The organism is Stenotrophomonas sp. AN71 (genome assembly GCF_050435725.1).
In the GTDB taxonomy this organism is placed as follows: Bacteria; Pseudomonadota; Gammaproteobacteria; order Xanthomonadales; family Xanthomonadaceae; genus Stenotrophomonas.
Genome location: NZ_JBNDKU010000013.1, coordinates 58715 through 77703 on the forward strand (window position 1 = coordinate 58715; position 18989 = coordinate 77703).

The window sequence follows — 18989 nt, forward strand, 5'->3', positions numbered from 1 at the left end:
CCTTAGCCGAGACGGACGACGGCCAGCTGGCCGGCGGCGGTGGTGCTGGTGTCCCAGCGGGCGCCGGTGAAGGCGGTGTTGTCGGTGGCCACGTTGGTGAAGGTGCCCGTGGCGGTCACGTAGACCAGATCACCGGCCTTCACCGCGACAGCGGCGGTCACCCAGATATCGCCCTTGGTGATGACGCGCGCAGAGCTTCGCTGGGCGAAGCTGTCCGGCACGCCGGCACTGCCGACGGCGGAGCGGTCCAGCAGGGTGATGCCAACCAGCTTGGTGGCACCGGTACCGGCCAAGACGATGCCCTTGTCTGCGGTGCCCTGGGCGACGGCGCGGCCGAAGCCAATGCCGGGAGAGGTTTCCACGTCGCGGCTGATGATCGTGGCCGGCAGCATGGTCGCCTGCGCACCTTCGATGGCGGCCGGCTGGATATCCGGGTAGTTGGTCTGCAGTGCCATGGCTTAGGCCCCCTTCTGGTTGGCGGTGCGGTAGTCGAGGCCAGCGACGGACTCGGAATAGCCGTTGTCCTGCACGGTCTGGCGGTGGGTTGCGCGATCGCCGAGAGCAACGGCCACCGGATCACGCGGCTTGGCGTTGCTGTACAGGCCGTCGAACAGTGCTTCGACGTAAGCCTCATGCTTCCCTGCCACAGCGGCGTCGCCCAGCTTCGCCACCACTGCGGCCTTGCGGACGTCGGCGTCGCTCTTGCCGCTGTAGTCGGCGTCGTGCACGGCCTTGGCCTTGGCGATCAGGTCGCCGCGCTGCTGGACGCGCTGGTCCAGGTCGGCATCGCTGAGGACCTGGCTCTTGAGCGCGTCGCGCTCGCCTTCAGCCTTGGCGATTGCAGCGTCCTTGGCGGTGATGGCGGCCTGATGCGCGGCTTCGGCGGTGCCAGCCGCCGTCTGTGCATCCTTCAGCTGCTGCTGCAGCTTGCCAATGGCCTGGGCGCCGGCGTCGTTGGTGACGACGGACAGCCCATCGACCAAGATGGTCTTGTCGCTCATGGGGTCTTTCCTCGTAGATGGATTGTGGTCGTCGCCGTGCTGGTGCTGCTGACCACGCGCCCGGTCGACTAGCGCGAGTTCGTACTGCGTGAGCGGGGCCGGGCCCCATTGCGAATCGCCGATGCGGGTGTTGCCGGCGCGCGGGTTGTTGTCCGGCAGATAGGCCACGTGGTTGAAGCGCAACGGGCCGGCCTGGCGGTACTGGTACGGGGTGCCGTCGGGCGCCACGCCTTCATCGGCGAGGATCTCCACCGAGTAGCCGGCGGACAGCGAGCGAGCGCCGGCGGCCACCTCCTTGGCGGATGCGGCATCCATGATCGCCATGGGGGCGACAACGTGTTCGCCGTCGCGCACTACGCGACCGCCCACCTGCCCGACGGTCAGCTCCTTCCAGTTGTCGGCGGTGACACCCTTCGGCGGGTGGCCGCGCGTGACCGGCCTGCCTACCAGCGAGCGCATGCTGTCCTCATCGAACACTGTGGCCGGGTCGCGGTACACGCCGAACACCCGCCCCGCGTCTTCGCCGGTCAGGCCCAGCTCGCGGCCCAGGTACTGCTGCACGTTGCCCGCGCGGCTGACCTTGGCATCGCCGACCAGGAAACCGTCGCGCGTAAAAGCGAGCCCGGACGCATCGAGCGCCAGGCTGTCGAAGATCTCCATGATTCAGTCCTCTCGAATTTCTTCGAAGATTTCCGGGCCCAGCACGATGCGGCCGCGGTACGGCTCGACCTTCGACAGGTCGACGGCCGCCTTCGTCAGGCTGATGTGCGGGGTGTAATCCGGGTAATCGTGCGACCCGCCCGCGCGGATGATGCTTTCATGCCGCCAGGAGAGCTGCGACGACGCGAACAGGATCACCGCCGACATCCCACCCAGCGGCTCAACCGCGCGCGGGCCGCCCTCGGGGATGACCAGCTCATCCTTGCCGCCGTTGCTCCATTCGTTGGCGTTACCGGCCTTGATCCAGTCGAACGCCTGGCGGGAGTAGGCGACGGTCACATGCAGGTCATCCTGCAGCTGTTCGATGCCCTGCTCCTTCGCCCAGGCTGCGATCTCGTCCGCGTTCACAACCTTGCGGCTGACGTACAGCGAGCGCGGCTGAGCGTCCGTCACCGGTGTTGCTGCGGCGCGCTGCTCGTCGTCATCCTCACCGGTGGATTCCTGCGGGCTGGCTTTGCCGTACTCGAGCATCTCAGCCTCCAGCCCCGGGGCGACTCCGGCCTCGGTCAGCATGTTCACCGCCACCGTGGACATCACCTCATCCGGCAGCAGCCGCGTTTCGGAGATGGTCTTGATGGTCTCTGCTGTGGTCTTGCCGATGGTCGCGCGCTCGGTGTCGGTGGTCTGCCAGAGGCTGCGCCAGTTGTAGAACACCTCAGCCGGCCTGCTGCCGAGCGCCGAACGGATCAGACATTCGTCCAGCACTTGCAGCGCCGGCTGCAGGACCAGCTCCTGGTTGCTGCTGATGCGGTCGTAGTAGTTCCGCAGGTCGCTCTCGCCGCTGGCGTTGAGGCCGCCCGGCGACTGGCCCAGCAGGCGGGTCATCGGGATGTCCGACGCGCCGGAGGTTAGCTGCATGAAGCCCATCAGCAGGTCGATCAGGCCGCCGAACTGCGCCTGCTTCTGCTCATACTCTTCGCCGGCGTCCAGCAGCAGCGTGCCATTGATGCCTTTCGCCATGGCCGCCAGCTGCAGCCGCTGCAGCACCTGCTGCTCGTACTCCTTGTCCGCCAGCATGGACATGAAGTTCGGGATCTTGATGACGTCGACCTTCGCTTCAAACACCAGCGACGCAATGTTCGCGGCGCTGGCGTCGGCATCCTTGATGGCCTTGCTGATCGCCAGCAGCACCGAGTCGCCCCATCCGTCGCTGATGCCGAACTCCGGATCCGGCTTTTCCGCACCGTGCAGGATCACCAGGCGCGACGGGTGGATCTGCACCTGCCCAGCCGTGCCACTGCTCAGGGTGTAGAACGCCGGCAGGCCGTAACCCGGCGATTCCGGGTCAAGGTCCAGCTCGCCCGCCTGCAGCACTCGCTTCGAAAGCACGTTGATGTGGCGGATCCCGCCTTTGCCAATGGACTCAGGCTTCAGCGGCAGCATCGGGTCCGATTGGCCCGTGCCAATGTAGAGCGCGGCGCCGCCGGTGAGCCGTGCGCGGATCATCGCCTTCAGGACCTTCTGCTGCAGGCCCAGCCGCTTCTCCTCTGCCTCGATCGCGGTGATCTGCTCCTGGTCTGCGCTCCAGCCGCGCCACTTCCGGCAGCTGTCCATCGCCGGGATGTCGATCACCTTCCGAGCCAACCAAGTGCCGCGGTACGCGTTATCCGCCTCCTGTTCCGACAACGTCGGCACGCCGTAGAAGGTGGCCGCCGCCTTGTCGCGCGGCGTGCCCAGGTTGGCAACCAGGTTGACCAGCCCGTCTTTGATTTGTGCGAGCTTGCCCATCAGAGCGCGTTCCCGAGGTTGTAGGTGCTGCCGGTGACCAGCTCAGCGAAGGCGCCTGACAGCGCATCCACCTGGTCGTCGTGCTTTGCGTTGGGGAATTCGGCGATCTCATCCAAGAACGCCGCCACCCATGGGCCATTGACCAGCTTGATGTTTCCGGCTTCGGCCTGGGCCTCGACCGGCGTTGCCCGGACCTCCTTGGATCCGGATTCCAGCGCCGCCTTTACGTCCCAGCCGGCGAGCAGCTTGATCTGGTGCGCGGCGTTGCTCTTGCCGGCGGCGCCAGGGTCCTGCGGAATCCGGACCTTGATCGCCTTGCCGTCCTGCAGCGCGGTGTTCTTCAGCATCGTCTCCACGCCTGCGGGCGACTTCTGGTCACGCACCACATCGAGCACGTAATAGACCCCGCCGACTTCGCCCAACAGCAGGCCTACGGTGTAGTCGGGGTCGCCCTTCTTTTTCTGCAGCTTCGGATCCGTTGCCGCGAAGTCCCAGCGGCGCACCTTCCGCGCTGCCAAGATCGCCGGCGCTGCCTCCACGACCTCGAACCAGTCCCGTTTGAACTTGCCACCGTCGCGCGGGGTTGGCCGTTGCTGCTGCTGGCCGGCCACCGCGTAGCTACCCAGGATCTTCTTGTCGCGCTCGACCACCGCGCGGGGGAAGCGCTCAGGGAACAGCAGCTCGCCATCCTCAGTGCGCGGATCCTCGAACCCGATAGACGTCCGGCATCGGCGCTCTGGCTCGAACTCCATCGGCAGCATCAGGTGCTCGTACCCGAGGCCGAGGTCCAGGATCTGCCCCGACACGTCCTTTTCGTGCAGGCGCTGCATGATGACCACGATGGCCGACGTGGCTGGATTGTTCAGTCGCGTTGGCACCGACTCACGGAAGATGCGCGTCGTCGTCGCGCGCTCCGCAGGGCTCTCCGCCGTCTCCGTCGAGTGCGGGTCATCGATGATGACGCGGTCGCCGCGGCCGCCGGTCAGGCTGGCAAACGCCATGCCCTCGCGGTTGCCCATCTTCGAATTGGCGAAGGACATCTCGCCCGATCGGTTCAGCTCGATTTCTGGCCAGAGACTGCTGAACCACTCCGACTGCACAAGGTCGCGCATGCGCCGGCTGTCGCGCTTGACGAACTTCTCCGCATAGGAGGTCGTCAGGTAGCGCATCGACGGCAGGCCACGCGGCCCCCATTCCCATGCCGGCCAGAACACGCTGGCCACCAGTGATTTCATGGTGCCCGGTGGGATGTTGATCAGCAGCCGGGTGATTTGCCCGTCGGTGATCGCCTCCAGGTGCTGGCACAGGACGTCGATGTGCCAGCCGTGCACGTACGGCTGCGCGGGTTCCAGAACGGGCCAGGCCTCCCGGATGAAGCCAGCTAGAGTGGTGCAGCGATGCCTGATAGCCTCGCCATCGCGGGCAAGGCGCTCGCGCTCAGTGTCAGCCGCCCTCCTCGCCCGCTCTGCCCGGATCTCCGCCAGCGTCGGCAAGCGGACCGAGGATCTGTTCAAGGCGGTCGAGTTCATGGTTTGAAAGCTTGCTCAGGTCGTAGGTGCCAATCGCACCGCTGTGCTTGTGCTTCTCCACCAGCAGGCCGGCCAGCTTCCCCTTGCCCATCGTGGCGGTGACCGCGGCGCTGGCTTGTTTCTCCTTCAGCGCGAGCTTGCGGGCCTGCTCCAGCTCGGCCATCAGGCTGTCGACGGTCACCTCGGCTTTCTTGGCCACCTTCTGCTGGCCGGCGCGCACTGCGGCCTGGATCCGTGGCTCGGACAGTAGTCGGGAGCCCTGCTGCTTCGCGGTCTTTGCGCTGTACCCGGTCCGGATGGCCGCCTGCGCGCCGTTGTGGTCCTTCAGGTACTCCGACACGAAACGCTGCTGCTTGGGGGTGAGTGAAGCCATGGCCATCGTTAAGGCGCCAGGTCGGCCCGATCTGCCGCGATCACGGCTTGGCAGGCGTGGATATGGTCGTCGGCATCGCGTCCGATTTGAACAAGAGCTCCCGCGACCTCTGCTCGTAGTTCGGCGTGCGCATCACGTTCGATGGCGCCGGCGACAGCTTCGGACAGGCGAGCGGTATTGCAGGTGGCGAGGTCGTCGCGCAGCTGGAGGCTGCCATCACGGACGCCAGCAGCAACAGCAGCAGGGACGGCCGTGGCCGCAGTCCGGTCTTCTTCATGCTTGGCTCCGATGGTGGCCAGCGTTGCGGCTTGGCTGTGCTCGACGGCACGGGTCTCGGTTAGCTGCTGGACCTGGCCGGCGCTGGTGCTGGCCTGCTGCTGGGCTTCCTTGCCCTCGGCGCGGTCGCCGCGCCAGGCCCAGCCAGCGCCGAATGCAGCTGCAGACCAGACGATGAAGGCCAACACGGCAATGGCTGCCCGATTCATCCGGTCACCACGTGCAGCCAGGGTTTGATCAGGCCCCACAGAAGCGGAACCAGCCAATAGAGGATGCCCGTCAAGGCTGCGCCGGCAAGCATCGCCAACACGATGCCCGCAGCGAACACGTTCCCGAGTCCGTCGTACATATCAGCCTCCCGACCTACGGGTCATCCCGAAGAAATAGCCGATCACCATGCCGGTAGCGTTGTTCAGGCCGCCTACCAGCATCCCGAAGGAATCCTTGTTCTCGGCGGGGATGGCCACCGCAACCAGCGCGGCCATGGCCAGACCGAGCATGGTCAGCACCAGCACGGCGATGCCGACGCGCGCGGCGCCGATGTTGCGTGTCGCGAAGGTCATGCGGCACCTGCCAGTGAGTGAATTTCCTCCAGCGCCCAGTGATAGAGGGGCTGGTCGATGATGGTCACGCGTGTGAGGCGCTTGCCGCGCACTTCCTTGATCGCCACCTGCGTGGACTGCTGGACCGCCAGCAGCACGAACGCAATGCGCTGCTTGGTGGGATCCGGCTCCTGCAGCACCGCGAGCGCGTCGCTCACCATCTCGCGGATGGCGGACAGCAGCTCGGCGGTTGGGTTCCTGGCCTTGCGGCTCTCCAGCACCACCAGCACGCCCTGCAGCTGACTGACCGGCGAGAGCTTGGCCGCCTTGGCCTTGGCCGCCGGCATCAGTTGTCCCTGGCGGCGTACCGCAGGTTGCCGGCCACGCGCCGCGTCCAACCACGGCCGAAGGTATCGAACGTACCCAGCTTGGCGTAGAACTCCAGGCGCTCAGCGTTGAACAGCAGCACCAGGTCGGCGGGGTCGGCCGCAGCCACCGCGGCCATGGTGCGGGGACCGATGATCCCATCGTCCGCCACGCCGGCAGCTCGTTGGATCCAGCGGACGGCGTTGCCGATGCCGTGGTTGACCGCTGCGTCCAGTGCCTGGAAGGCGAAGGCCTTCGGCAGCTGGTCGCCGCTCACCCGCTGCCAGAAGTCCCGGCGGTAGATGGCCACGGCGTCCGGCCGGGTCAGCGCCCGGATGTTGAGCTGCGGATACGACCGCTTGCTGATGCCCCACTGGGTCTCGCCGCCCGGGTCACGCGGGTCGTTGACGTAGCCGCCCTCATGGGCCAGCACTCGGTCGATGATCTGGTCGAACTGGCTCATAGGGGTTATCCAAAAAGGTGCCCGCCCCGCTACCGGCTGGTGCGCGTGGATGTGGTTGGTCCGGGGGGCTGCGGGCGTAGGTGGTGGGATGACGTGGAGTCGAACCACGCGAGTCGGAGACGCCGGATTTACAGCCCGGCCCAGCGCCCATCTGGCAACTCATCCCGATGTAGGGCCGATCACCACCGCTGCCTAGGCGCTGCCCGGCCTCAACGGCCGTGCGCAGACCGCCCGCCTGCGTTGTCGCCAGCCCCAATCGCCTCACGGCGAGCGGAGGGGGGTTCGGCGCGGTGGTTGATCGGTGTTCTGAGTCCCGGAAACGCAGAAGCCCCAGCACAGGGCCGGGGCTTCAGGGACAATTCTTGACAGTTGCAGAATCAGAACATTCGGTTACGTCACTGTCAACCCTTCTTGCGCCGCTCCCGTGCAAACCAATCCAGCTTACGGCTGTAGATCGGCTGCAGTTCCTTGTAGATATCCCTGTACGTCACGCGGATTTCAAGCTCTGAAAGGATGTGACGGAGATGCTCCTTATTCGAGCTGGATATCCCCTTGTAACGCAGGAGGCTGATCTTCCCCTCCACTGGGATAGAACGCTGATCGACGTTTCCGACAAACCACTCAAGCTGGAGCCAATCGTCGCACTGCTCATAAAGAGTGTCTCCGACCTCGACCCCATTCTTCCATACGCGCAACGTTTCGATCACCAATGGACCAGTGCCATGGTTGGCTAGCGTCACGACAATCCGGCCGTTGAGGTCGTTGCAGACCACCGCAGCGAGCGGCCTTACAGACAGCTTGTTGTGGGCCTCCTGCGCCTTCCACGTCAAGACTGCGACAAGGACGGCCAGAGCGGCGACGACGACTTCCATTCCACGCACCTCCCTACTCAAGCGGCCATCGCGCCGCGCATGGAGTCTAAGCCACGACCCAACTCGTAGCGATACTGTCGAAGGGTCAAGGTGCCGCCGTACTTCTCGGCCACCATGCGTGCCTTCACCGCCTGGCTGGCTGACGCCGTGAACTCGGTGCGCACGATCAGCGCACGCATGGGGTACTGCCGTTCCATCGAGGCCAGCGCCCTATCCACCCACCGCAGTTCGTCAGGCACACCAACGTCCACAGCGATCTCGGGGTTGTCGTGGGGATGGTCAGCGTCATTGGAAGCCCGAATGGGATCCGCTGCCCACATGGGAACGATCTGCAACCCCTTCACCCCTGCCCCCGCTGCCATCAGTCTGCGGCGATCCAGACCATCCCGCCCTACCAGATCCTTCAGGGCCCGCTCCTTGGTCAACGGTGCATGGTCCCGAACCTTGTCCAGGACATGGACGCTGCGGTCGGTGCGGCTCAGCGCAAATCGATTCACCTGGGCGTGACCCCAACGGCGCAGTTCTTCGGTCAGCGGATCATTGTTGCGCATCGCGCATGCCCTCCAGTACGGCGTCATCGAATCGGAAAACCGGCAGCTGTCTGTCGGTGTCGCAGGTGCCGACCCGCTCGGGCCAGCCCTTGCAGTGAAATCCAGCGGCGCCGTCGGCACGGAATTGGCAGACCGAGCAGCGGCCGTGCTTCTGGACGTAGGACCGGTAGCGTTTCTGCATGCGCAGTTCTGCCCCGGTCATGCGGCCAGACCATCCAGAAGTGAAGGCGCCGCTGCGAGATACTCGATGGCAACCTCCAGCCGCGCGCCCTTCTCGTCCGGTTCCATGCGTTCCAGCAGGGTCCGCCGGATCTGCTTGTCGTCTACCCACGCGATGCCGTTCAGGGCATCGGACAGCACCTTTTCGCAGTTGCCGAGATCGATGCACTGCACGGTGTCGTCCCAGGTTTGCGGATCCTTCCGCGCGCGCTTCGCCCAGTCCTGCGGCCGGTGCGGGAACAGCTTGATGTGCAGCACCACGCGGCCAGTCGCCGGCGTGCGGATGCCAGCCGCCTTGGCCAGAAAGCCCACCGCCGTTTTGTAATTCTTCGCTTCCTCTGTCACGTAGGTGATCGCCAGAGGCTTCGGCTTCCGTGGGATCACGCGCACGGCCCAGTAGCGGTTCGCACTTATCGGGTACGGGAGGGTGAGGTGGATCATCGTGCGGCCTCCTGTAGGCTTAGTCGGGAAAGGGTGACGTTGAGGGCGGCCAGTTCGTCCATCTTGTGGATGCGCCACATGATCTTTTCGCCATGCCAGCCGTTCTTGCTGCCTTGGTGGCAGTCCTTGCACAGCGCGACGGTAGTGAAGTGCTGACCCTGGTTGATGTGGTGAGCATCGCTCGGACCAGGCCGGCTACAGACGCTGCAGGGCAGCAGCTTCACCGCGTCTACATGCTGCTTCTCGGCGGGAGTGAAGGCCTTAGAATTCTTCGTCCTCACGCTGCCACCCCGAGGGGTAGAATCCCCGCGAACACAGGAGGGGAATCATGAAGCAGGGACGTACGGACAGGGACTGGGCGGTGGTGACGGTGATGGCATTTATCACGGGCGCGGGTTTGACATGGGCGCTTCTTAGCAAGCACCCACCGCAGCCCCGGCCGCCTGCAGAGATTGATTGGCCTGCCTGGGTCCAAGCTGTCGGCAGCGTCGGAGCGATACTTGCCGCGATCGGTATAGCTGCTCACGAACGCAGGGTTTCTAAAGCTGAGGCTGCCAGGAAAGAAGACCTGGAAATGAAGAGTCGCCACACCCGAGCCAATCGTGCTATGGAGAGATTCCAAAAGGTCTTGAAGAGGCAACTCGAGTTTGCTCGCACCCAACGGTCGGGCACCGTTGTCACGATCATTCACCCACAGCCTCTTTCGGCCGAGATGAGGGAACTTGAGAAAGAGTGCTTTCTTCTGGGCGATGCCGGTGGTGGCGGGGACTTCCTTACGGTCACCTCCTTCTATCTGCAAGCGCAGGACCTGATCCGTGGTTCGTTTCTTGATCAATCCAATGCAGACGAGTTCATTCGCCTGCTCGAATTCGCCCACGAAAAGAGCGAAATTGCGCTGAAGAAGATCCGCGCGCCGCTGTGGAAGGCTTGAAAGAATCACGCCACCCTCCTGTTATGCCCGACCATTTCCCAGAGCCTTGCGCGCGCGTTGTCGAGCATCAAGCGGGTGTAGTGGCAGAAAATGCACCCGGTATCCTTGATGGTGTCAAGCCTGGCCTGTTGGACCTTGGCCTTGTTGCCCCTAGATCGCCAGTGCTTCATGCTCTGGAAACCTCAATCAAGAGAGATTGCAATGAACCTCTGGCCCGATGAGCTGCATCTGCTTGGCCTGCTCGAAAATGTGGAGAATGGATACGCATTGGCAACTGACGCTCCTTATGCTCAGCTGCTACCCCACGGTTACGCCACGATTCATTCCGGACAGGCCCTGCCGGGCAATCGGCCTGTGAGCCACTTGAAGCTGACCACCACCGGTAGTGAACGTCTCTACGTGCTTCGGGCGAAGCAGAACATGCCCAACCCGCCGCCGCCGCCGGCGAAGACTTACCTGTGATCATGCAGCCCTCCCCTGCTGCCGGCCGTTGACCATTCGCCAGTAGTCCGCGCGCACATCGTCCAGCATGACGTGCGCGTAGTGTTCACCGATCCATGCGGTGATGCCCTTGAAGAAGGTGGCGAAGTCCTCCTCCTCCATCGAATCGAAGGCCAGGGACTGGGCCACCTTCACCGGAATGGTGCGAATCTCCGGCAGCACGCCCGACAGCACCTTGCGCGCGCCGGCGCCCAGCACCGTCTCGGCCGCATCCAGCAGCGCTGCGATGACCGGGCTGGCGTCCATTTCCACTGTCTCGCAGCAGATGCCAGACTCGAGCTGCAGCTTCTTCAGCGCTGCGTGCGCGTCCAGGTCGCGGAACGCCTCGACGTTGTCCACCAGCAGATGCCCGACGACGTGGGCCAGGCGGTGGAAGGCTGCGTTGCGTGACGCCTTGATCTCCAGCCGATACTCGTGGCCCACCCGGTAGCCGCGGTCCTTGGCCAGCCGCCGGTCGATGTCGTTGCTGGGAGCGAACGCGCCAATCTCCTCGCCTGTGGCCGGATCAACCAGCCGCTGGCAGGTAGCGTAGATGGGCCTGCTGGCCCGTTTCGCACGAATCTTCCGCGCAGCTGCTGTCATCGCGGTCATGCGGCACCTGCTTGAGGTAGATGGGCGGCGAGGCCAGAGCGCTTCTTTCGAGGCGCTGCCCCGTTGCTGTCTTCATTGGCTGCCGACTGCTTCGGTTGCCAGTACTCCGGCAGCGTGGAGAAACGGAAGTACTCCGGTTGGTACAGCACACGGGCCATGCCGGGAGCGCCATCGCGTTGGATTGCCACGATCAGCTCGGCCGTGCCCTCCCAGCGGCTGTCCTTGTGATAGATCTCGTCGCGGTAGATGAATATCACTGCGTCGGCGTCCTGCTCGATGGAACCGGAGTCGCGCAGGTCCGAAACGATCGGCCGCTTGTCGCCCGGACGCTTCTCCACGTCGCGATTCAGCTGGCTCAGCAGCAGCACCGCGATATCCAACTCGCTGGCCAGCAGCTTCAGGGCGCGGGTGATGTCGCTGATGCCTTCGGAGCGGTTGTTACGAGCATCTACGTACATCAGCTGCAGGTAGTCGATCACCACCAGCGACAACTTCGGGTCCTGCGCTTTCATGCGGCGGACCTGCGCGCAAACGTGCTGCACCTTGGCGATGCGCGGGCGGCTGATCTTGATCGATGCCTCGCCGATTCGACGCGTCCACTCGGTTACGTTCTGCCAGTCGATCTCGTCCAGGTTGCCGCTACGCAGCTTGTTCCCGCTAATGCCAGCTTGGTTGCACAGCATCCGCTTGCCCAGCTCTTCCGGCTTCATCTCGAAGCTGAAGAACGCCACGGAGCGCTCCAGGCGCATCGCCACGTACTCGGCGATGTTCTGCGCCAAGGTTGTTTTGCCCATCTTGGGGCGCGCAGCCAGCACGTAGAGCCGGCCTGGCTGCAGCCCGTCCAGAATCACGTCCAGGTCCCACATGCCCACCGGCAGGCCACTGATGGCGTTGGGCGTGGAGGACGAACGGCTGAGCTGTTCGAACACGCGCGCCATTACCGGTGCCACGGGCTCAAGGTCGCAGGGCTCGTTGTCCAGCAGGCCGCCGATCCGGCTCTGTGCTTGGCCAACCAGGTCCAGCGCGCTACGCCCTTCCGGGCTGTACGCAGCGTCGATCAGCTCGTGCCCCGCGTCGATCAGGGAGCGGAACCTGGCCTTCTCCGCCACGATCTCGGCATAGGCACGCACGTTGGCCGCCGACGGCGTGTTGTTGGCCAGCTCGATGATGTAGGCGCCGTCGCCCACCAGCTCGAGCTGGCCAGTGGCCTCGAACCATTCGGAGATCGTCACCGCGTCGAACGGCTGACGCTTCTCGGCAAGCTGCAGGATGCAGCGCCACAGCAGCTGGTGGTCACGGCGGTAGAAGTGTTCCTCCACCAGGACGTCCTGCACCTCGATCAACGCGCGATTGACCAGCATCAGCGCGCCCAGTACGGACTGCTCGGCATCGATGCTGTGCGGCGGCAGGCGCAGGGCCTGCTGGTCACCGTACAGGCCGGCCAGGCGATCCGCTTCGCTTGGCTGTCCCTTCATGCCGCAGCCTCCGACGCAGCACGATCGGCCAGCTTCGCGATGACCGTCTCCCGCAACAGGTACTCGAAGTCGGGCCGCCAGTTCTCATGCGGCGCCGTGTAGGGGCCGGTCCCGTTGTGGAAGTCATCCTCTGCGGCCGTTTCGAAGTAGGCCTTCCAGAACTGCGGCGTGACCTTCTCGCTGCCGAACATCGCCTGGCACAGTTGCCGAACCGTCGGCAGCGCCCCCTCCACGGCCTTGAGCCGCGGCTTGTTCAGCACGGTGCACGCCGACAGCTGGCCGTGGGGCTTAGCCAGGATGGCGTTGTACGCGGTCTGCGCATCGGTGGCGATCTCACGGATCCGGTCCGCCCTGCGTGCCTTCAGTTCGTCCTTGGCGATCTGCTTCTTGCCCTGTCCCTTGGACTGGTCAGCGTTGTCCCCAAGCAGGTCCACGCCACCGGCGTTGGACGAATCCGAGCGAAGCGAGGAAGCTCTTTCCTGTTCCTGTTCCTGTTCCTGCTCCTGTTCCTGTTCCTGATTAGGCATAGCCTTTGGCAAAGGCTTTCCTGAGGCCTTCCCGAAAGCCTTATCGAATGCCTTGGTGAAAGCCTCTCCAAGTCCGTAGACAAAGGCTCTCAGGACTTCAAGTGCTTCCCACTTGAGGGCGCACTCGGGGATCAGATCGAACTCTGCGGCCCAGCTCAGCACCACGTTGGGCGACTCAGGCCGATTGTGATTTATTGCCTTGGGGACCCACACAACGCGGGCCTTGAAGTCGGCTTTGACCATGCCTTCCCGGAAGGCTTCCCCGAAGGCTTTGTCGAAGTCTTCGATATCCCAATCCAGTTCCTCAGCCATCGCGGCGCGACCAGCACGGAACAGCCCCGGGATGGGGCCGGTATGCGGACCGGTGATCAGGAACAGCCACAGACCCTGACCACAAGGCGGGATCGGGGTCAGGCGCCGGAACTTCTCGTCACCCCACGTGCGAACCTCCACCTTGCGGTAGCGGCCTTTTGCCTGACGGACTTCGGACTCAGCCATGGCGCAGCCCTCCGGTATGATCGGCAGACACCCGCCCAAGGACGATTGAAATGGCCGAACCCGTTGCAACGATGCTGAGCCGCATGGTCAAGGTGAAGACCGAGCGCCATGAGGACCATGCCAACAAGCTTCTTGCTGAAGGCTGGCGACTGCTTTCCGTGGATACTGTCCCAGTCAACGAAGGCGTCGACTCGTACGTCGAAGTGAAGTACGTCTTGGGCTTCCCAGGGCAGGATCCGTTGGAAGACTGATCCGCACCACTGGGTTCCAACAGCTGCAGGCACCCAGCTATGTGCCAGAGCGTGCGGACGACAACGAGGGCTTTCTCTGTAGCGTTCATGGGGTGTCCCCCTTTCTGGGTGGACACCCACCTTATGGCATGCCGGCGGCGACGCTGCACGCTAACTGCCGCGATGTGACCCGGGGTTACGCTCATACCCCACCCCGCTCCGCCGCTGCCTCTGCGTGCTGGCTGACCTGCACCAGCGCGGCCATGACCTGCTGGCAGGCACGCGCGATTGCGTCGGCTTCATTCGGCGTGATGCGGTTATCGGCCATCGCCTCCGAGACCAGCTCCGCGAGATCGCCTTTCGCGGCGGCAGCCGACAGCAATGCAGTGATCAGGTTGCCGGACTGGGGCGCATCGACGCGCTGAGCGATGAAGCCGTGTTCTGCGCATAGCGCATGCAGGATCCGGTAATCACCGGTCCTACCCATCAGCGTGTCCGCTTCCTGCAGGCTCAGCAGGTTTCGATCGGTGTTCGGGTTGACCTTGCCGCGTAGCGTGGCGGCCGACATGCCCATCCTGGGCGCCAGAGCCTCACTGCCGCCGGGGTGCTGGTGGACGGTGTCGTAGGCGGCATCAGTGACATTCATGGGCGGGTTACTCGATTGGAGACGGGGCGGCGACGGCGGCGCACCATCTGCGCCATGTACAACGTCAAATCAGGGATGAAGGGGGTCGTCCTCCTTGCGGTAGGCTGCGGTCACCACACGCACAGCCATTGCCCGCAAGGAGGGCGACATATGCTCAACAAGGAACTGATGCTTGAAGTGCTGAAGCGTCTGAACGAGAAGCCGAACAGCGTTTTTACTGCGGAGCAGCTCGCCGACGCCGGTACCTCCGAAGCGATCGAGGACGTCGCCCGGTACCTGCACGACCACGGCCTGGTAAAGGCAGACTTCTTCCTGGAGGGGCTTAGCTTTGCTCGCATCACAACGAAAGGCCGCGACTACCTTGCCGAGGACGGCGGGCTGACGCGCGAGCTCGGCGTGGTGACGATCAAGCTGCATGAGGATCAGATCCACCAACTGATTGAGCTGCAGATCCACCGGTCGGACATGCCCCAGACTCAAAAGCAGCGATTGCTCGATCAGCTTCGACAGCTGCCCGCCGAGACCACAAAACACCTTGCCATGCAGCTTGTGGACGCCGGTTTGAAAAACTGGCCACTCGCACTCCCTCTACTACAAAGGTTCTTGAGTTGACCTGCGATCGCGCCATGACCAGCCAGGCGTCTTCCGTCAGCGGGATCAGGAACTCATCGGTCTCGATGAGCCCCTGCTCGTCTTCTACGAACAGGCCTCTGGCCGTGACCACCATTGCGTGGATCTTCACCGCAGGTGAGTCGGCCATCTCAGGCTGCCTCCTGCTGGTCGTCGTTAGCGGCCGGGGGCCAGATATCCGGTCGCAGCTCCGTCAGGGAGACAGCGCCCTCGCTTTGTACGTGGAGCTGGCGAACGAGCCCACCATCGAAGCGCTGGCCTTTGCTCAAGGCCTTGCGCAGGTAGCCGATGGAAGTGCCGGCACGCTTGGCGTATTCCGCCTGGTCAGCCGGGCTCAAGGTCGAAAGGTAGGTGCGAAGGGTGTCCATGCGCTGGAGATTACCATATGGTAATTGTCAGTCAACACCGTTTGGTAAATTACCCCTCGGTAACTGAAACTTCGGGTATGAAAGCCGACACCCCGATAGTTGCCACCCGCCGTCGCCGCCTGCGTGAGTGGATCGACACGCACCATCGCGGCAGCCAAGCTGCGTTCGTCATGGCCACGACTATCAACCAAGGCGAGCTGTCGGGGCTTCTGAAGGACAAATCCTTCGGCGAGAAGAAGGCTGCAGCGATTGAGGCATCGGCCAACATGCCTGCTGGCTACCTATCTGGGTTGGATGGGGGAAAAGTAGCTGTCGCAGTTTCTGCGATGCAGTCTGACTACGTTCGCGTCGAACAGATCGACGCGGAGGCGCAGATGGGAAGCATGGGGCGTGTGAACGAGGATTTCCCGGAAGTCATCAAAGCGATGGACTTCGCCCCTGCCTACATCAGGTCGGTCGTAGGATTCATGCCGCCGCCAGGGCGATTGAAGTTGGTGACAGGTGTGGGCGACTCGATGGCGCCGAAGATCAGGCCAGGCGAAATGGTGCTGGTCGACACTGGCTGCAACGAGTTTGTGGGGGACGGCCTCTATCTGATCAATACCGGCTATGGCCAGCAGATCAAAGCACTACAGGCGCAGCCGGATGGGATCTGGGCGCGCAGCTCCGATCAGAATCTCTATCCGCCGTTCCGCCTCACCGATGAAGCGATTATCGGTGGCAGGGTCTACTTGATTCAGCACCTGGAACGCGTCGCCTAAGCCTTTGTGATGCGACCCTGGAGCGGGGTCTACTTCCGCTCCATCGTTGGGCGACCGCCAGCTGGCCAGAGAATTCTGTAGGCCAGCTCGTCGCCAGCCGCGACGGTCACATTCTGGAACGTTGAGACGTTCTGACAGAGGCCTCCGCCAGCCTCAAGTTTGAGGAAATACGAGCCGGGCACTACGTGCATGCTCGCCGATTCGCCTGGCTTCAGCGCAACGACCTTCTGGTCATCAATCAGGATGTCGAACGAGCAACCTCCGCCTGCGAACCCTTTGTCGCGGGTGACGTTGATGGTGGCCGACCGTTCGGCACTGCCGTTGAGGTAGCTGGCGTCGTACACCCTGCTGGCTGACACAGCCTTGGCGGTTCCCGGGGTGACTGGCGTCGAGGAACACCCTGCGACGAGCACTGCAACGCATCCCAAAGCTGCAACCTTCTTCATATGGCCTCCCTGTAAGGCTTCGAGTCTACCGGAACCCACTGGCGCCCTTACCGCCGGCGACATTGCAGAGCCGCATGCCAAAAATATTTACCATTTGGTATTGACAAGAAATTACCGTCTGGTAATTTGTCAGCCGTCGACCAGCACCGTGCTGGACCGCCGGAGCCCCAGATGGACCACACCGCCCGCAATTCAGCTGCCCGCCGCGCCCAGGCAACCTGGGAGAACCGCGAGGATCCGGGCATCGCCGCCGACGCCGCCGTGGACAGCACTGCGCTGGAAGCCCTCCGCGCCGCGCCGGCCATGCTGGAACAGACCTTTGGCTTCCAGCCCGCCACCTTTTGGGCCAAGGCCGCCCGGTTGCTAGACGCGTGCCAGGACAGCGCCTTCGCTGCACTGATCCGCGAGGCTCGGGACGCCTACGTCAACGACGAAGTCGAGGACACGGCCGACGACAAAGGCCTGTCCGCGAACGGTGCTATCGACCATCTCCTGGCGGAGGTAGCGGCATGAGCGCCACCGTCCTCCAGATCCTCGACGACGAAATCGAGGTGATCAGCCAGTCCCTTTCCCGTCATCGCGCCCGTGCGGACCGCACAGCAGCGCGCAAGGGCGAGCGCGACATCCACGCCGACCGCGTCTGCGATTGGGCGGAGTACCGCCGCGACCGGTTGCGCGCCGCACGGGCCGAGATTGCCCGCCTCATCGCCAGCAACCAGCACGCACCCGAAGGAGCTACTGCATGAACACCAACGTTCGCCAGATCCGCGAGTTCCAGGCCGTACGCGATGCGATCGCCTGCACCGGCCTTAGCCCGGCGCCGCTGTTCCGCCGTCTCAACGCCGAGCAGCGCCGCGGCAACCGGGGCCTGTCGGTAGTGGACAACGCGCTGCGGCTGCGCCGCCAGTTCCGCGATGAGTTCTCCAACCAGCCTGGCCCGGAGGCCGCATGAGCGACAGGACGTCCCAGTTCGAAGATCTGCTGAAGGCGGAGACCACCCGCATGTCGGTCGAGTTCATGGCCTATGGCGCGGTGATCGGCTTCATCGTTGGCGCTGCTGCCGTGCTGATCTTTCAGGACATGTTGCTGGCGGTGATGTCGTGAGCCGCCGCCTCAGCTACATCCTCGCGCCGGTTTTCATGTGGTCGCTGATCTGTGGCTTCGGTGCCGCCGGCGCGCTGCTGGCCGTGGTGCATGGCAACTACCTCTCGCTGCTGATGGCCCGCGCGGTGCTGGCCGGAGCCGTCTATCAGACCGCCCTGGAGTGGTTCCGCGCCGAGAAAGCGCTGGACGAACGCCGCAGCGGCATCCAGTCCCTGACCTCCGCCCTGCCGGTACCGGCGGAAGACCTGCAGTAACCCACTGCCGGCCCGGCCGGCTCAACCGACGAGGTCCACATGTTCCACCTGAAGAACAACCCGGCGGCCGTCTCCAACGTGAACCTGCGCATCGAGAAGCACGGCGATGAGCGGCACCTGGCGGTCGACCTTTCCATCACCACCAGCACCAGCAACTTGGTGCTGGACCACTTCGACAAGGAACTGCGCAAGGCGCTGTTCCGCAAGCCGGGCAAGGGTGAGCAGCAGTCGCTGCCGACCATCGGCGACCACCTGACCGAGATCAAGATCCCGAGCTTGGAGCCCATCAAGGTCGGCCACGAATTCAAGGGCTTCGAACTGCAGATCGACGGCGAACTGGACAGCACGCAGCCGATCTTCCTGGTGGACGTGAAGCTGAAGAAGTTCGTTATCGCCCCGAAGGAAGGCGGCAGCGTGGAGCTGTCGTTCAAGGCCTCGGCCAGCGTCACTCCGGACGAAGTCGCGGAGCTGACCGAAGCCCTGATCCGCGAAAACGTGGTCCTGACCCTGCAGCCCGGCCAGGCCGAAGAACCCAAGCAACAGGAAGACCTCGCCGCCTGATCCCCCTGCCCTGCGCTTCCCCCTGTGGCGCAGGGCTGACAGCCCGGAAAGACGGGCACTTCTCTACCCGCCCAGGAGAACACTTATGACCCGCACCATGCCGGAACGGAACCACATCACCCTGTTCGACGTGCAGTCGAGCCAGATCCACAGCATCGGGCATGACGCCGATAGCAACACCTTGGCCATCCGCTTCACGCGCGGATACGGCGACAAGCGCGGCCCCGGATCGCTCTATCACTACGCCAACTTCAGCGCCGAGGAATTCCAGGCGTTCAAGGAAGCCGAATCGCTGGGCAAGCACTTCGGCGCCTACATCAAGCCGTTCCCGGAGAAGTATCCGTACCACAAGGTCGCCGAGCAGCAGCTGGCCGCCTGACCGACT

33 protein-coding genes and 1 tRNA gene are annotated in these 18989 nt (G+C 63.9%); 12 read left to right on the forward strand and 22 right to left on the reverse strand.

Features of this window, described 5'->3' with window-relative positions:
- Positions 1-2: 2 nt before the first annotated feature.
- The 16 genes from ABH900_RS17680 to ABH900_RS17755 form a co-directional block, all read right to left on the reverse strand.
- Positions 3-455, reverse strand: a complete 453-nt coding sequence (locus tag ABH900_RS17680) for a structural cement protein Gp24 (RefSeq protein ID WP_429624429.1) — start codon at positions 453-455, stop codon at positions 3-5.
- 3 nt (positions 456-458) lie between these two features.
- Positions 459-1661 (reverse strand): DUF2213 domain-containing protein, encoded by a 1203-nt coding sequence (locus ABH900_RS17685; RefSeq protein WP_429624430.1) that lies wholly within the window; start codon positions 1659-1661, stop codon positions 459-461.
- 3 nt (positions 1662-1664) lie between these two features.
- Positions 1665-3449 (reverse strand): anti-CBASS protein Acb1 family protein, encoded by a 1785-nt coding sequence (locus ABH900_RS17690; protein WP_429624431.1) that lies wholly within the window; start codon positions 3447-3449, stop codon positions 1665-1667.
- Positions 3449-4978, reverse strand: coding sequence for a phage terminase large subunit (gene terL, locus ABH900_RS17695; protein WP_429624432.1), 1530 nt, complete (start codon positions 4976-4978; stop codon positions 3449-3451). The genes ABH900_RS17690 and terL overlap by 1 nt, the downstream gene beginning before the upstream one ends.
- Positions 4893-5357, reverse strand: a complete 465-nt coding sequence (locus tag ABH900_RS17700) for a terminase small subunit (protein ID WP_429624433.1) — start codon at positions 5355-5357, stop codon at positions 4893-4895. The genes terL and ABH900_RS17700 overlap by 86 nt, the downstream gene beginning before the upstream one ends.
- A gap of 2 nt (positions 5358-5359) precedes the next feature.
- Positions 5360-5836, reverse strand: coding sequence for a lysis system i-spanin subunit Rz (locus ABH900_RS17705; RefSeq protein WP_429624434.1), 477 nt, complete (start codon positions 5834-5836; stop codon positions 5360-5362).
- On the reverse strand, positions 5833-5976 hold the full coding sequence (locus ABH900_RS17710) for a hypothetical protein (RefSeq protein WP_429624435.1): 144 nt from the start codon (positions 5974-5976) through the stop codon (positions 5833-5835). The genes ABH900_RS17705 and ABH900_RS17710 overlap by 4 nt, the downstream gene beginning before the upstream one ends.
- A 1-nt stretch (position 5977) precedes the next feature.
- Complete coding sequence (locus tag ABH900_RS17715; protein ID WP_053506032.1) at positions 5978-6190, reverse strand: hypothetical protein; 213 nt, start codon at positions 6188-6190, stop codon at positions 5978-5980.
- Positions 6187-6516, reverse strand: coding sequence for a hypothetical protein (locus tag ABH900_RS17720; RefSeq protein WP_134832349.1), 330 nt, complete (start codon positions 6514-6516; stop codon positions 6187-6189). Before ABH900_RS17720 ends, ABH900_RS17715 begins: the two co-directional genes overlap by 4 nt.
- Positions 6516-6998 (reverse strand): glycoside hydrolase family 108 protein, encoded by a 483-nt coding sequence (locus ABH900_RS17725; protein ID WP_429624436.1) that lies wholly within the window; start codon positions 6996-6998, stop codon positions 6516-6518. Before ABH900_RS17725 ends, ABH900_RS17720 begins: the two co-directional genes overlap by 1 nt.
- 81 nt (positions 6999-7079) lie before the next feature.
- Positions 7080-7164: transfer RNA gene (locus tag ABH900_RS17730), tRNA-Tyr, on the reverse strand.
- 235 nt (positions 7165-7399) lie between these two features.
- Entirely contained in the window at positions 7400-7870 is a 471-nt protein-coding gene (locus tag ABH900_RS17735; protein ID WP_429624437.1) for a hypothetical protein, read from the reverse strand.
- Between the two features lie 17 nt (positions 7871-7887).
- Positions 7888-8421, reverse strand: coding sequence for a hypothetical protein (locus ABH900_RS17740; RefSeq protein ID WP_429624438.1), 534 nt, complete (start codon positions 8419-8421; stop codon positions 7888-7890).
- A complete protein-coding gene (locus ABH900_RS17745) occupies positions 8408-8623 on the reverse strand; it encodes a hypothetical protein (RefSeq protein WP_429624439.1) in 216 nt (71 codons plus the stop codon). Before ABH900_RS17745 ends, ABH900_RS17740 begins: the two co-directional genes overlap by 14 nt.
- Positions 8620-9081: a RusA family crossover junction endodeoxyribonuclease gene (locus ABH900_RS17750; protein ID WP_429624440.1), complete on the reverse strand. Its 462-nt coding sequence runs from the start codon at positions 9079-9081 to the stop codon at positions 8620-8622. Before ABH900_RS17750 ends, ABH900_RS17745 begins: the two co-directional genes overlap by 4 nt.
- A complete protein-coding gene (locus ABH900_RS17755; RefSeq protein ID WP_429624441.1) occupies positions 9078-9305 on the reverse strand; it encodes a hypothetical protein in 228 nt (75 codons plus the stop codon). Before ABH900_RS17755 ends, ABH900_RS17750 begins: the two co-directional genes overlap by 4 nt.
- 104 nt (positions 9306-9409) lie before the next feature.
- Here ABH900_RS17755 and ABH900_RS17760 point away from each other — a divergent pair, with 104 nt between their 5' ends.
- Together ABH900_RS17760 and ABH900_RS17765 are read left to right on the forward strand one after the other, a co-directional pair.
- Positions 9410-10012, forward strand: coding sequence for a hypothetical protein (locus tag ABH900_RS17760; RefSeq protein WP_429624442.1), 603 nt, complete (start codon positions 9410-9412; stop codon positions 10010-10012).
- 201 nt (positions 10013-10213) lie between these two features.
- Entirely contained in the window at positions 10214-10474 is a 261-nt protein-coding gene (locus ABH900_RS17765; protein ID WP_429624443.1) for a hypothetical protein, read from the forward strand.
- Here the strand turns inward: ABH900_RS17765 and ABH900_RS17770 are convergent, their stop codons facing one another.
- The 3 genes from ABH900_RS17770 to ABH900_RS17780 are packed head-to-tail and all read right to left on the reverse strand — an operon-like array spanning position 10475 to position 13604.
- Positions 10475-11104 carry a hypothetical protein gene (locus tag ABH900_RS17770; RefSeq protein ID WP_429624444.1) on the reverse strand — a complete coding sequence of 210 codons (630 nt, stop codon included), beginning with the start codon at positions 11102-11104 and terminating at the stop codon, positions 10475-10477.
- Positions 11101-12579 carry a replicative DNA helicase gene (gene dnaB / locus ABH900_RS17775; protein ID WP_429624445.1) on the reverse strand — a complete coding sequence of 493 codons (1479 nt, stop codon included), beginning with the start codon at positions 12577-12579 and terminating at the stop codon, positions 11101-11103. The genes ABH900_RS17770 and dnaB overlap by 4 nt, the downstream gene beginning before the upstream one ends.
- Positions 12576-13604, reverse strand: a complete 1029-nt coding sequence (locus ABH900_RS17780) for a hypothetical protein (RefSeq protein ID WP_134832339.1) — start codon at positions 13602-13604, stop codon at positions 12576-12578. Before ABH900_RS17780 ends, dnaB begins: the two co-directional genes overlap by 4 nt.
- Positions 13605-13654: 50 nt before the next feature.
- Between ABH900_RS17780 and ABH900_RS17785 the strand changes: the two genes are divergently transcribed.
- The gene (locus tag ABH900_RS17785; protein WP_164158310.1) at positions 13655-13855 is read left to right on the forward strand and encodes a hypothetical protein; all 201 of its coding nucleotides are present in this window, start codon (positions 13655-13657) and stop codon (positions 13853-13855) included.
- A 181-nt stretch (positions 13856-14036) separates the two neighbouring features.
- Here the strand turns inward: ABH900_RS17785 and ABH900_RS17790 are convergent, their stop codons facing one another.
- Positions 14037-14480: a phage regulatory CII family protein gene (locus tag ABH900_RS17790; RefSeq protein ID WP_429624446.1), complete on the reverse strand. Its 444-nt coding sequence runs from the start codon at positions 14478-14480 to the stop codon at positions 14037-14039.
- Positions 14481-14630: 150 nt separating this feature from the next.
- Here ABH900_RS17790 and ABH900_RS17795 point away from each other — a divergent pair, with 150 nt between their 5' ends.
- A complete protein-coding gene (locus tag ABH900_RS17795; protein ID WP_429624447.1) occupies positions 14631-15092 on the forward strand; it encodes a hypothetical protein in 462 nt (153 codons plus the stop codon).
- A gap of 149 nt (positions 15093-15241) precedes the next feature.
- On the opposite strand, the gene ABH900_RS17800 is transcribed toward ABH900_RS17795, so the two are convergent.
- Positions 15242-15478 (reverse strand): hypothetical protein, encoded by a 237-nt coding sequence (locus ABH900_RS17800; protein ID WP_429624448.1) that lies wholly within the window; start codon positions 15476-15478, stop codon positions 15242-15244.
- A 77-nt stretch (positions 15479-15555) separates the two neighbouring features.
- On the opposite strand from ABH900_RS17800, the gene ABH900_RS17805 reads away from it, so the two are divergent.
- Entirely contained in the window at positions 15556-16239 is a 684-nt protein-coding gene (locus tag ABH900_RS17805; RefSeq protein ID WP_429624449.1) for a S24 family peptidase, read from the forward strand.
- A 29-nt stretch (positions 16240-16268) separates the two neighbouring features.
- On the opposite strand, the gene ABH900_RS17810 is transcribed toward ABH900_RS17805, so the two are convergent.
- Positions 16269-16685, reverse strand: a complete 417-nt coding sequence (locus ABH900_RS17810; protein WP_429624450.1) for a hypothetical protein — start codon at positions 16683-16685, stop codon at positions 16269-16271.
- Positions 16686-16856: 171 nt separating this feature from the next.
- On the opposite strand from ABH900_RS17810, the gene ABH900_RS17815 reads away from it, so the two are divergent.
- From ABH900_RS17815 to ABH900_RS17845, 7 genes are all read left to right on the forward strand, one after another.
- Positions 16857-17198 carry a hypothetical protein gene (locus tag ABH900_RS17815; protein ID WP_429624451.1) on the forward strand — a complete coding sequence of 114 codons (342 nt, stop codon included), beginning with the start codon at positions 16857-16859 and terminating at the stop codon, positions 17196-17198.
- The gene (locus ABH900_RS17820) at positions 17195-17431 is read left to right on the forward strand and encodes a hypothetical protein (protein WP_134832331.1); all 237 of its coding nucleotides are present in this window, start codon (positions 17195-17197) and stop codon (positions 17429-17431) included. The genes ABH900_RS17815 and ABH900_RS17820 overlap by 4 nt, the downstream gene beginning before the upstream one ends.
- Complete coding sequence (locus ABH900_RS17825) at positions 17428-17637, forward strand: hypothetical protein (protein WP_223485286.1); 210 nt, start codon at positions 17428-17430, stop codon at positions 17635-17637. The genes ABH900_RS17820 and ABH900_RS17825 overlap by 4 nt, the downstream gene beginning before the upstream one ends.
- Positions 17634-17789, forward strand: coding sequence for a hypothetical protein (locus ABH900_RS17830; protein ID WP_429624452.1), 156 nt, complete (start codon positions 17634-17636; stop codon positions 17787-17789). Before ABH900_RS17825 ends, ABH900_RS17830 begins: the two co-directional genes overlap by 4 nt.
- The gene (locus ABH900_RS17835; RefSeq protein WP_429624453.1) at positions 17786-18043 is read left to right on the forward strand and encodes a hypothetical protein; all 258 of its coding nucleotides are present in this window, start codon (positions 17786-17788) and stop codon (positions 18041-18043) included. The genes ABH900_RS17830 and ABH900_RS17835 overlap by 4 nt, the downstream gene beginning before the upstream one ends.
- A 39-nt stretch (positions 18044-18082) precedes the next feature.
- Positions 18083-18604: a hypothetical protein gene (locus tag ABH900_RS17840; RefSeq protein ID WP_429624454.1), complete on the forward strand. Its 522-nt coding sequence runs from the start codon at positions 18083-18085 to the stop codon at positions 18602-18604.
- A gap of 85 nt (positions 18605-18689) precedes the next feature.
- The gene (locus ABH900_RS17845; RefSeq protein ID WP_429624455.1) at positions 18690-18983 is read left to right on the forward strand and encodes a KTSC domain-containing protein; all 294 of its coding nucleotides are present in this window, start codon (positions 18690-18692) and stop codon (positions 18981-18983) included.
- Positions 18984-18989: the final 6 nt, after the last annotated feature.

What these genes read in the sequence shown, in the direction of transcription:
- ABH900_RS17800 (WP_429624448.1), bottom strand. Translation starts at nt 15,478, where the DNA reads ATGGACACCCTTCGCACCTACCTTTCGACCTTGAGCCCGGCTGACCAG.
- ABH900_RS17750 (WP_429624440.1), bottom strand. Translation starts at nt 9,081, where the DNA reads ATGATCCACCTCACCCTCCCGTACCCGATAAGTGCGAACCGCTACTGG.
- ABH900_RS17805 (WP_429624449.1), top strand. Translation starts at nt 15,556, where the DNA reads ATGAAAGCCGACACCCCGATAGTTGCCACCCGCCGTCGCCGCCTGCGT.
- ABH900_RS17705 (WP_429624434.1), bottom strand. Translation starts at nt 5,836, where the DNA reads ATGAATCGGGCAGCCATTGCCGTGTTGGCCTTCATCGTCTGGTCTGCA.
- ABH900_RS17685 (WP_429624430.1), bottom strand. Translation starts at nt 1,661, where the DNA reads ATGGAGATCTTCGACAGCCTGGCGCTCGATGCGTCCGGGCTCGCTTTT.
- ABH900_RS17700 (WP_429624433.1), bottom strand. Translation starts at nt 5,357, where the DNA reads ATGGCCATGGCTTCACTCACCCCCAAGCAGCAGCGTTTCGTGTCGGAG.
- ABH900_RS17745 (WP_429624439.1), bottom strand. Translation starts at nt 8,623, where the DNA reads ATGACCGGGGCAGAACTGCGCATGCAGAAACGCTACCGGTCCTACGTC.
- ABH900_RS17825 (WP_223485286.1), top strand. Translation starts at nt 17,428, where the DNA reads ATGAACACCAACGTTCGCCAGATCCGCGAGTTCCAGGCCGTACGCGAT.
- ABH900_RS17690 (WP_429624431.1), bottom strand. Translation starts at nt 3,449, where the DNA reads ATGGGCAAGCTCGCACAAATCAAAGACGGGCTGGTCAACCTGGTTGCC.
- ABH900_RS17765 (WP_429624443.1), top strand. Translation starts at nt 10,214, where the DNA reads ATGAACCTCTGGCCCGATGAGCTGCATCTGCTTGGCCTGCTCGAAAAT.
- ABH900_RS17725 (WP_429624436.1), bottom strand. Translation starts at nt 6,998, where the DNA reads ATGAGCCAGTTCGACCAGATCATCGACCGAGTGCTGGCCCATGAGGGC.
- ABH900_RS17785 (WP_164158310.1), top strand. Translation starts at nt 13,655, where the DNA reads ATGGCCGAACCCGTTGCAACGATGCTGAGCCGCATGGTCAAGGTGAAG.
- ABH900_RS17820 (WP_134832331.1), top strand. Translation starts at nt 17,195, where the DNA reads ATGAGCGCCACCGTCCTCCAGATCCTCGACGACGAAATCGAGGTGATC.
- ABH900_RS17720 (WP_134832349.1), bottom strand. Translation starts at nt 6,516, where the DNA reads ATGCCGGCGGCCAAGGCCAAGGCGGCCAAGCTCTCGCCGGTCAGTCAG.
- ABH900_RS17845 (WP_429624455.1), top strand. Translation starts at nt 18,690, where the DNA reads ATGACCCGCACCATGCCGGAACGGAACCACATCACCCTGTTCGACGTG.
- ABH900_RS17780 (WP_134832339.1), bottom strand. Translation starts at nt 13,604, where the DNA reads ATGGCTGAGTCCGAAGTCCGTCAGGCAAAAGGCCGCTACCGCAAGGTG.
- ABH900_RS17740 (WP_429624438.1), bottom strand. Translation starts at nt 8,421, where the DNA reads ATGCGCAACAATGATCCGCTGACCGAAGAACTGCGCCGTTGGGGTCAC.
- ABH900_RS17790 (WP_429624446.1), bottom strand. Translation starts at nt 14,480, where the DNA reads ATGAATGTCACTGATGCCGCCTACGACACCGTCCACCAGCACCCCGGC.
- dnaB (WP_429624445.1), bottom strand. Translation starts at nt 12,579, where the DNA reads ATGAAGGGACAGCCAAGCGAAGCGGATCGCCTGGCCGGCCTGTACGGT.
- ABH900_RS17815 (WP_429624451.1), top strand. Translation starts at nt 16,857, where the DNA reads ATGGACCACACCGCCCGCAATTCAGCTGCCCGCCGCGCCCAGGCAACC.
- ABH900_RS17680 (WP_429624429.1), bottom strand. Translation starts at nt 455, where the DNA reads ATGGCACTGCAGACCAACTACCCGGATATCCAGCCGGCCGCCATCGAA.
- ABH900_RS17795 (WP_429624447.1), top strand. Translation starts at nt 14,631, where the DNA reads ATGCTCAACAAGGAACTGATGCTTGAAGTGCTGAAGCGTCTGAACGAG.
- ABH900_RS17770 (WP_429624444.1), bottom strand. Translation starts at nt 11,104, where the DNA reads ATGACCGCGATGACAGCAGCTGCGCGGAAGATTCGTGCGAAACGGGCC.
- ABH900_RS17830 (WP_429624452.1), top strand. Translation starts at nt 17,634, where the DNA reads ATGAGCGACAGGACGTCCCAGTTCGAAGATCTGCTGAAGGCGGAGACC.
- ABH900_RS17735 (WP_429624437.1), bottom strand. Translation starts at nt 7,870, where the DNA reads ATGGAAGTCGTCGTCGCCGCTCTGGCCGTCCTTGTCGCAGTCTTGACG.
- ABH900_RS17715 (WP_053506032.1), bottom strand. Translation starts at nt 6,190, where the DNA reads ATGACCTTCGCGACACGCAACATCGGCGCCGCGCGCGTCGGCATCGCC.
- ABH900_RS17810 (WP_429624450.1), bottom strand. Translation starts at nt 16,685, where the DNA reads ATGAAGAAGGTTGCAGCTTTGGGATGCGTTGCAGTGCTCGTCGCAGGG.
- ABH900_RS17710 (WP_429624435.1), bottom strand. Translation starts at nt 5,976, where the DNA reads ATGTACGACGGACTCGGGAACGTGTTCGCTGCGGGCATCGTGTTGGCG.
- ABH900_RS17840 (WP_429624454.1), top strand. Translation starts at nt 18,083, where the DNA reads ATGTTCCACCTGAAGAACAACCCGGCGGCCGTCTCCAACGTGAACCTG.
- terL (WP_429624432.1), bottom strand. Translation starts at nt 4,978, where the DNA reads ATGAACTCGACCGCCTTGAACAGATCCTCGGTCCGCTTGCCGACGCTG.
- ABH900_RS17760 (WP_429624442.1), top strand. Translation starts at nt 9,410, where the DNA reads ATGAAGCAGGGACGTACGGACAGGGACTGGGCGGTGGTGACGGTGATG.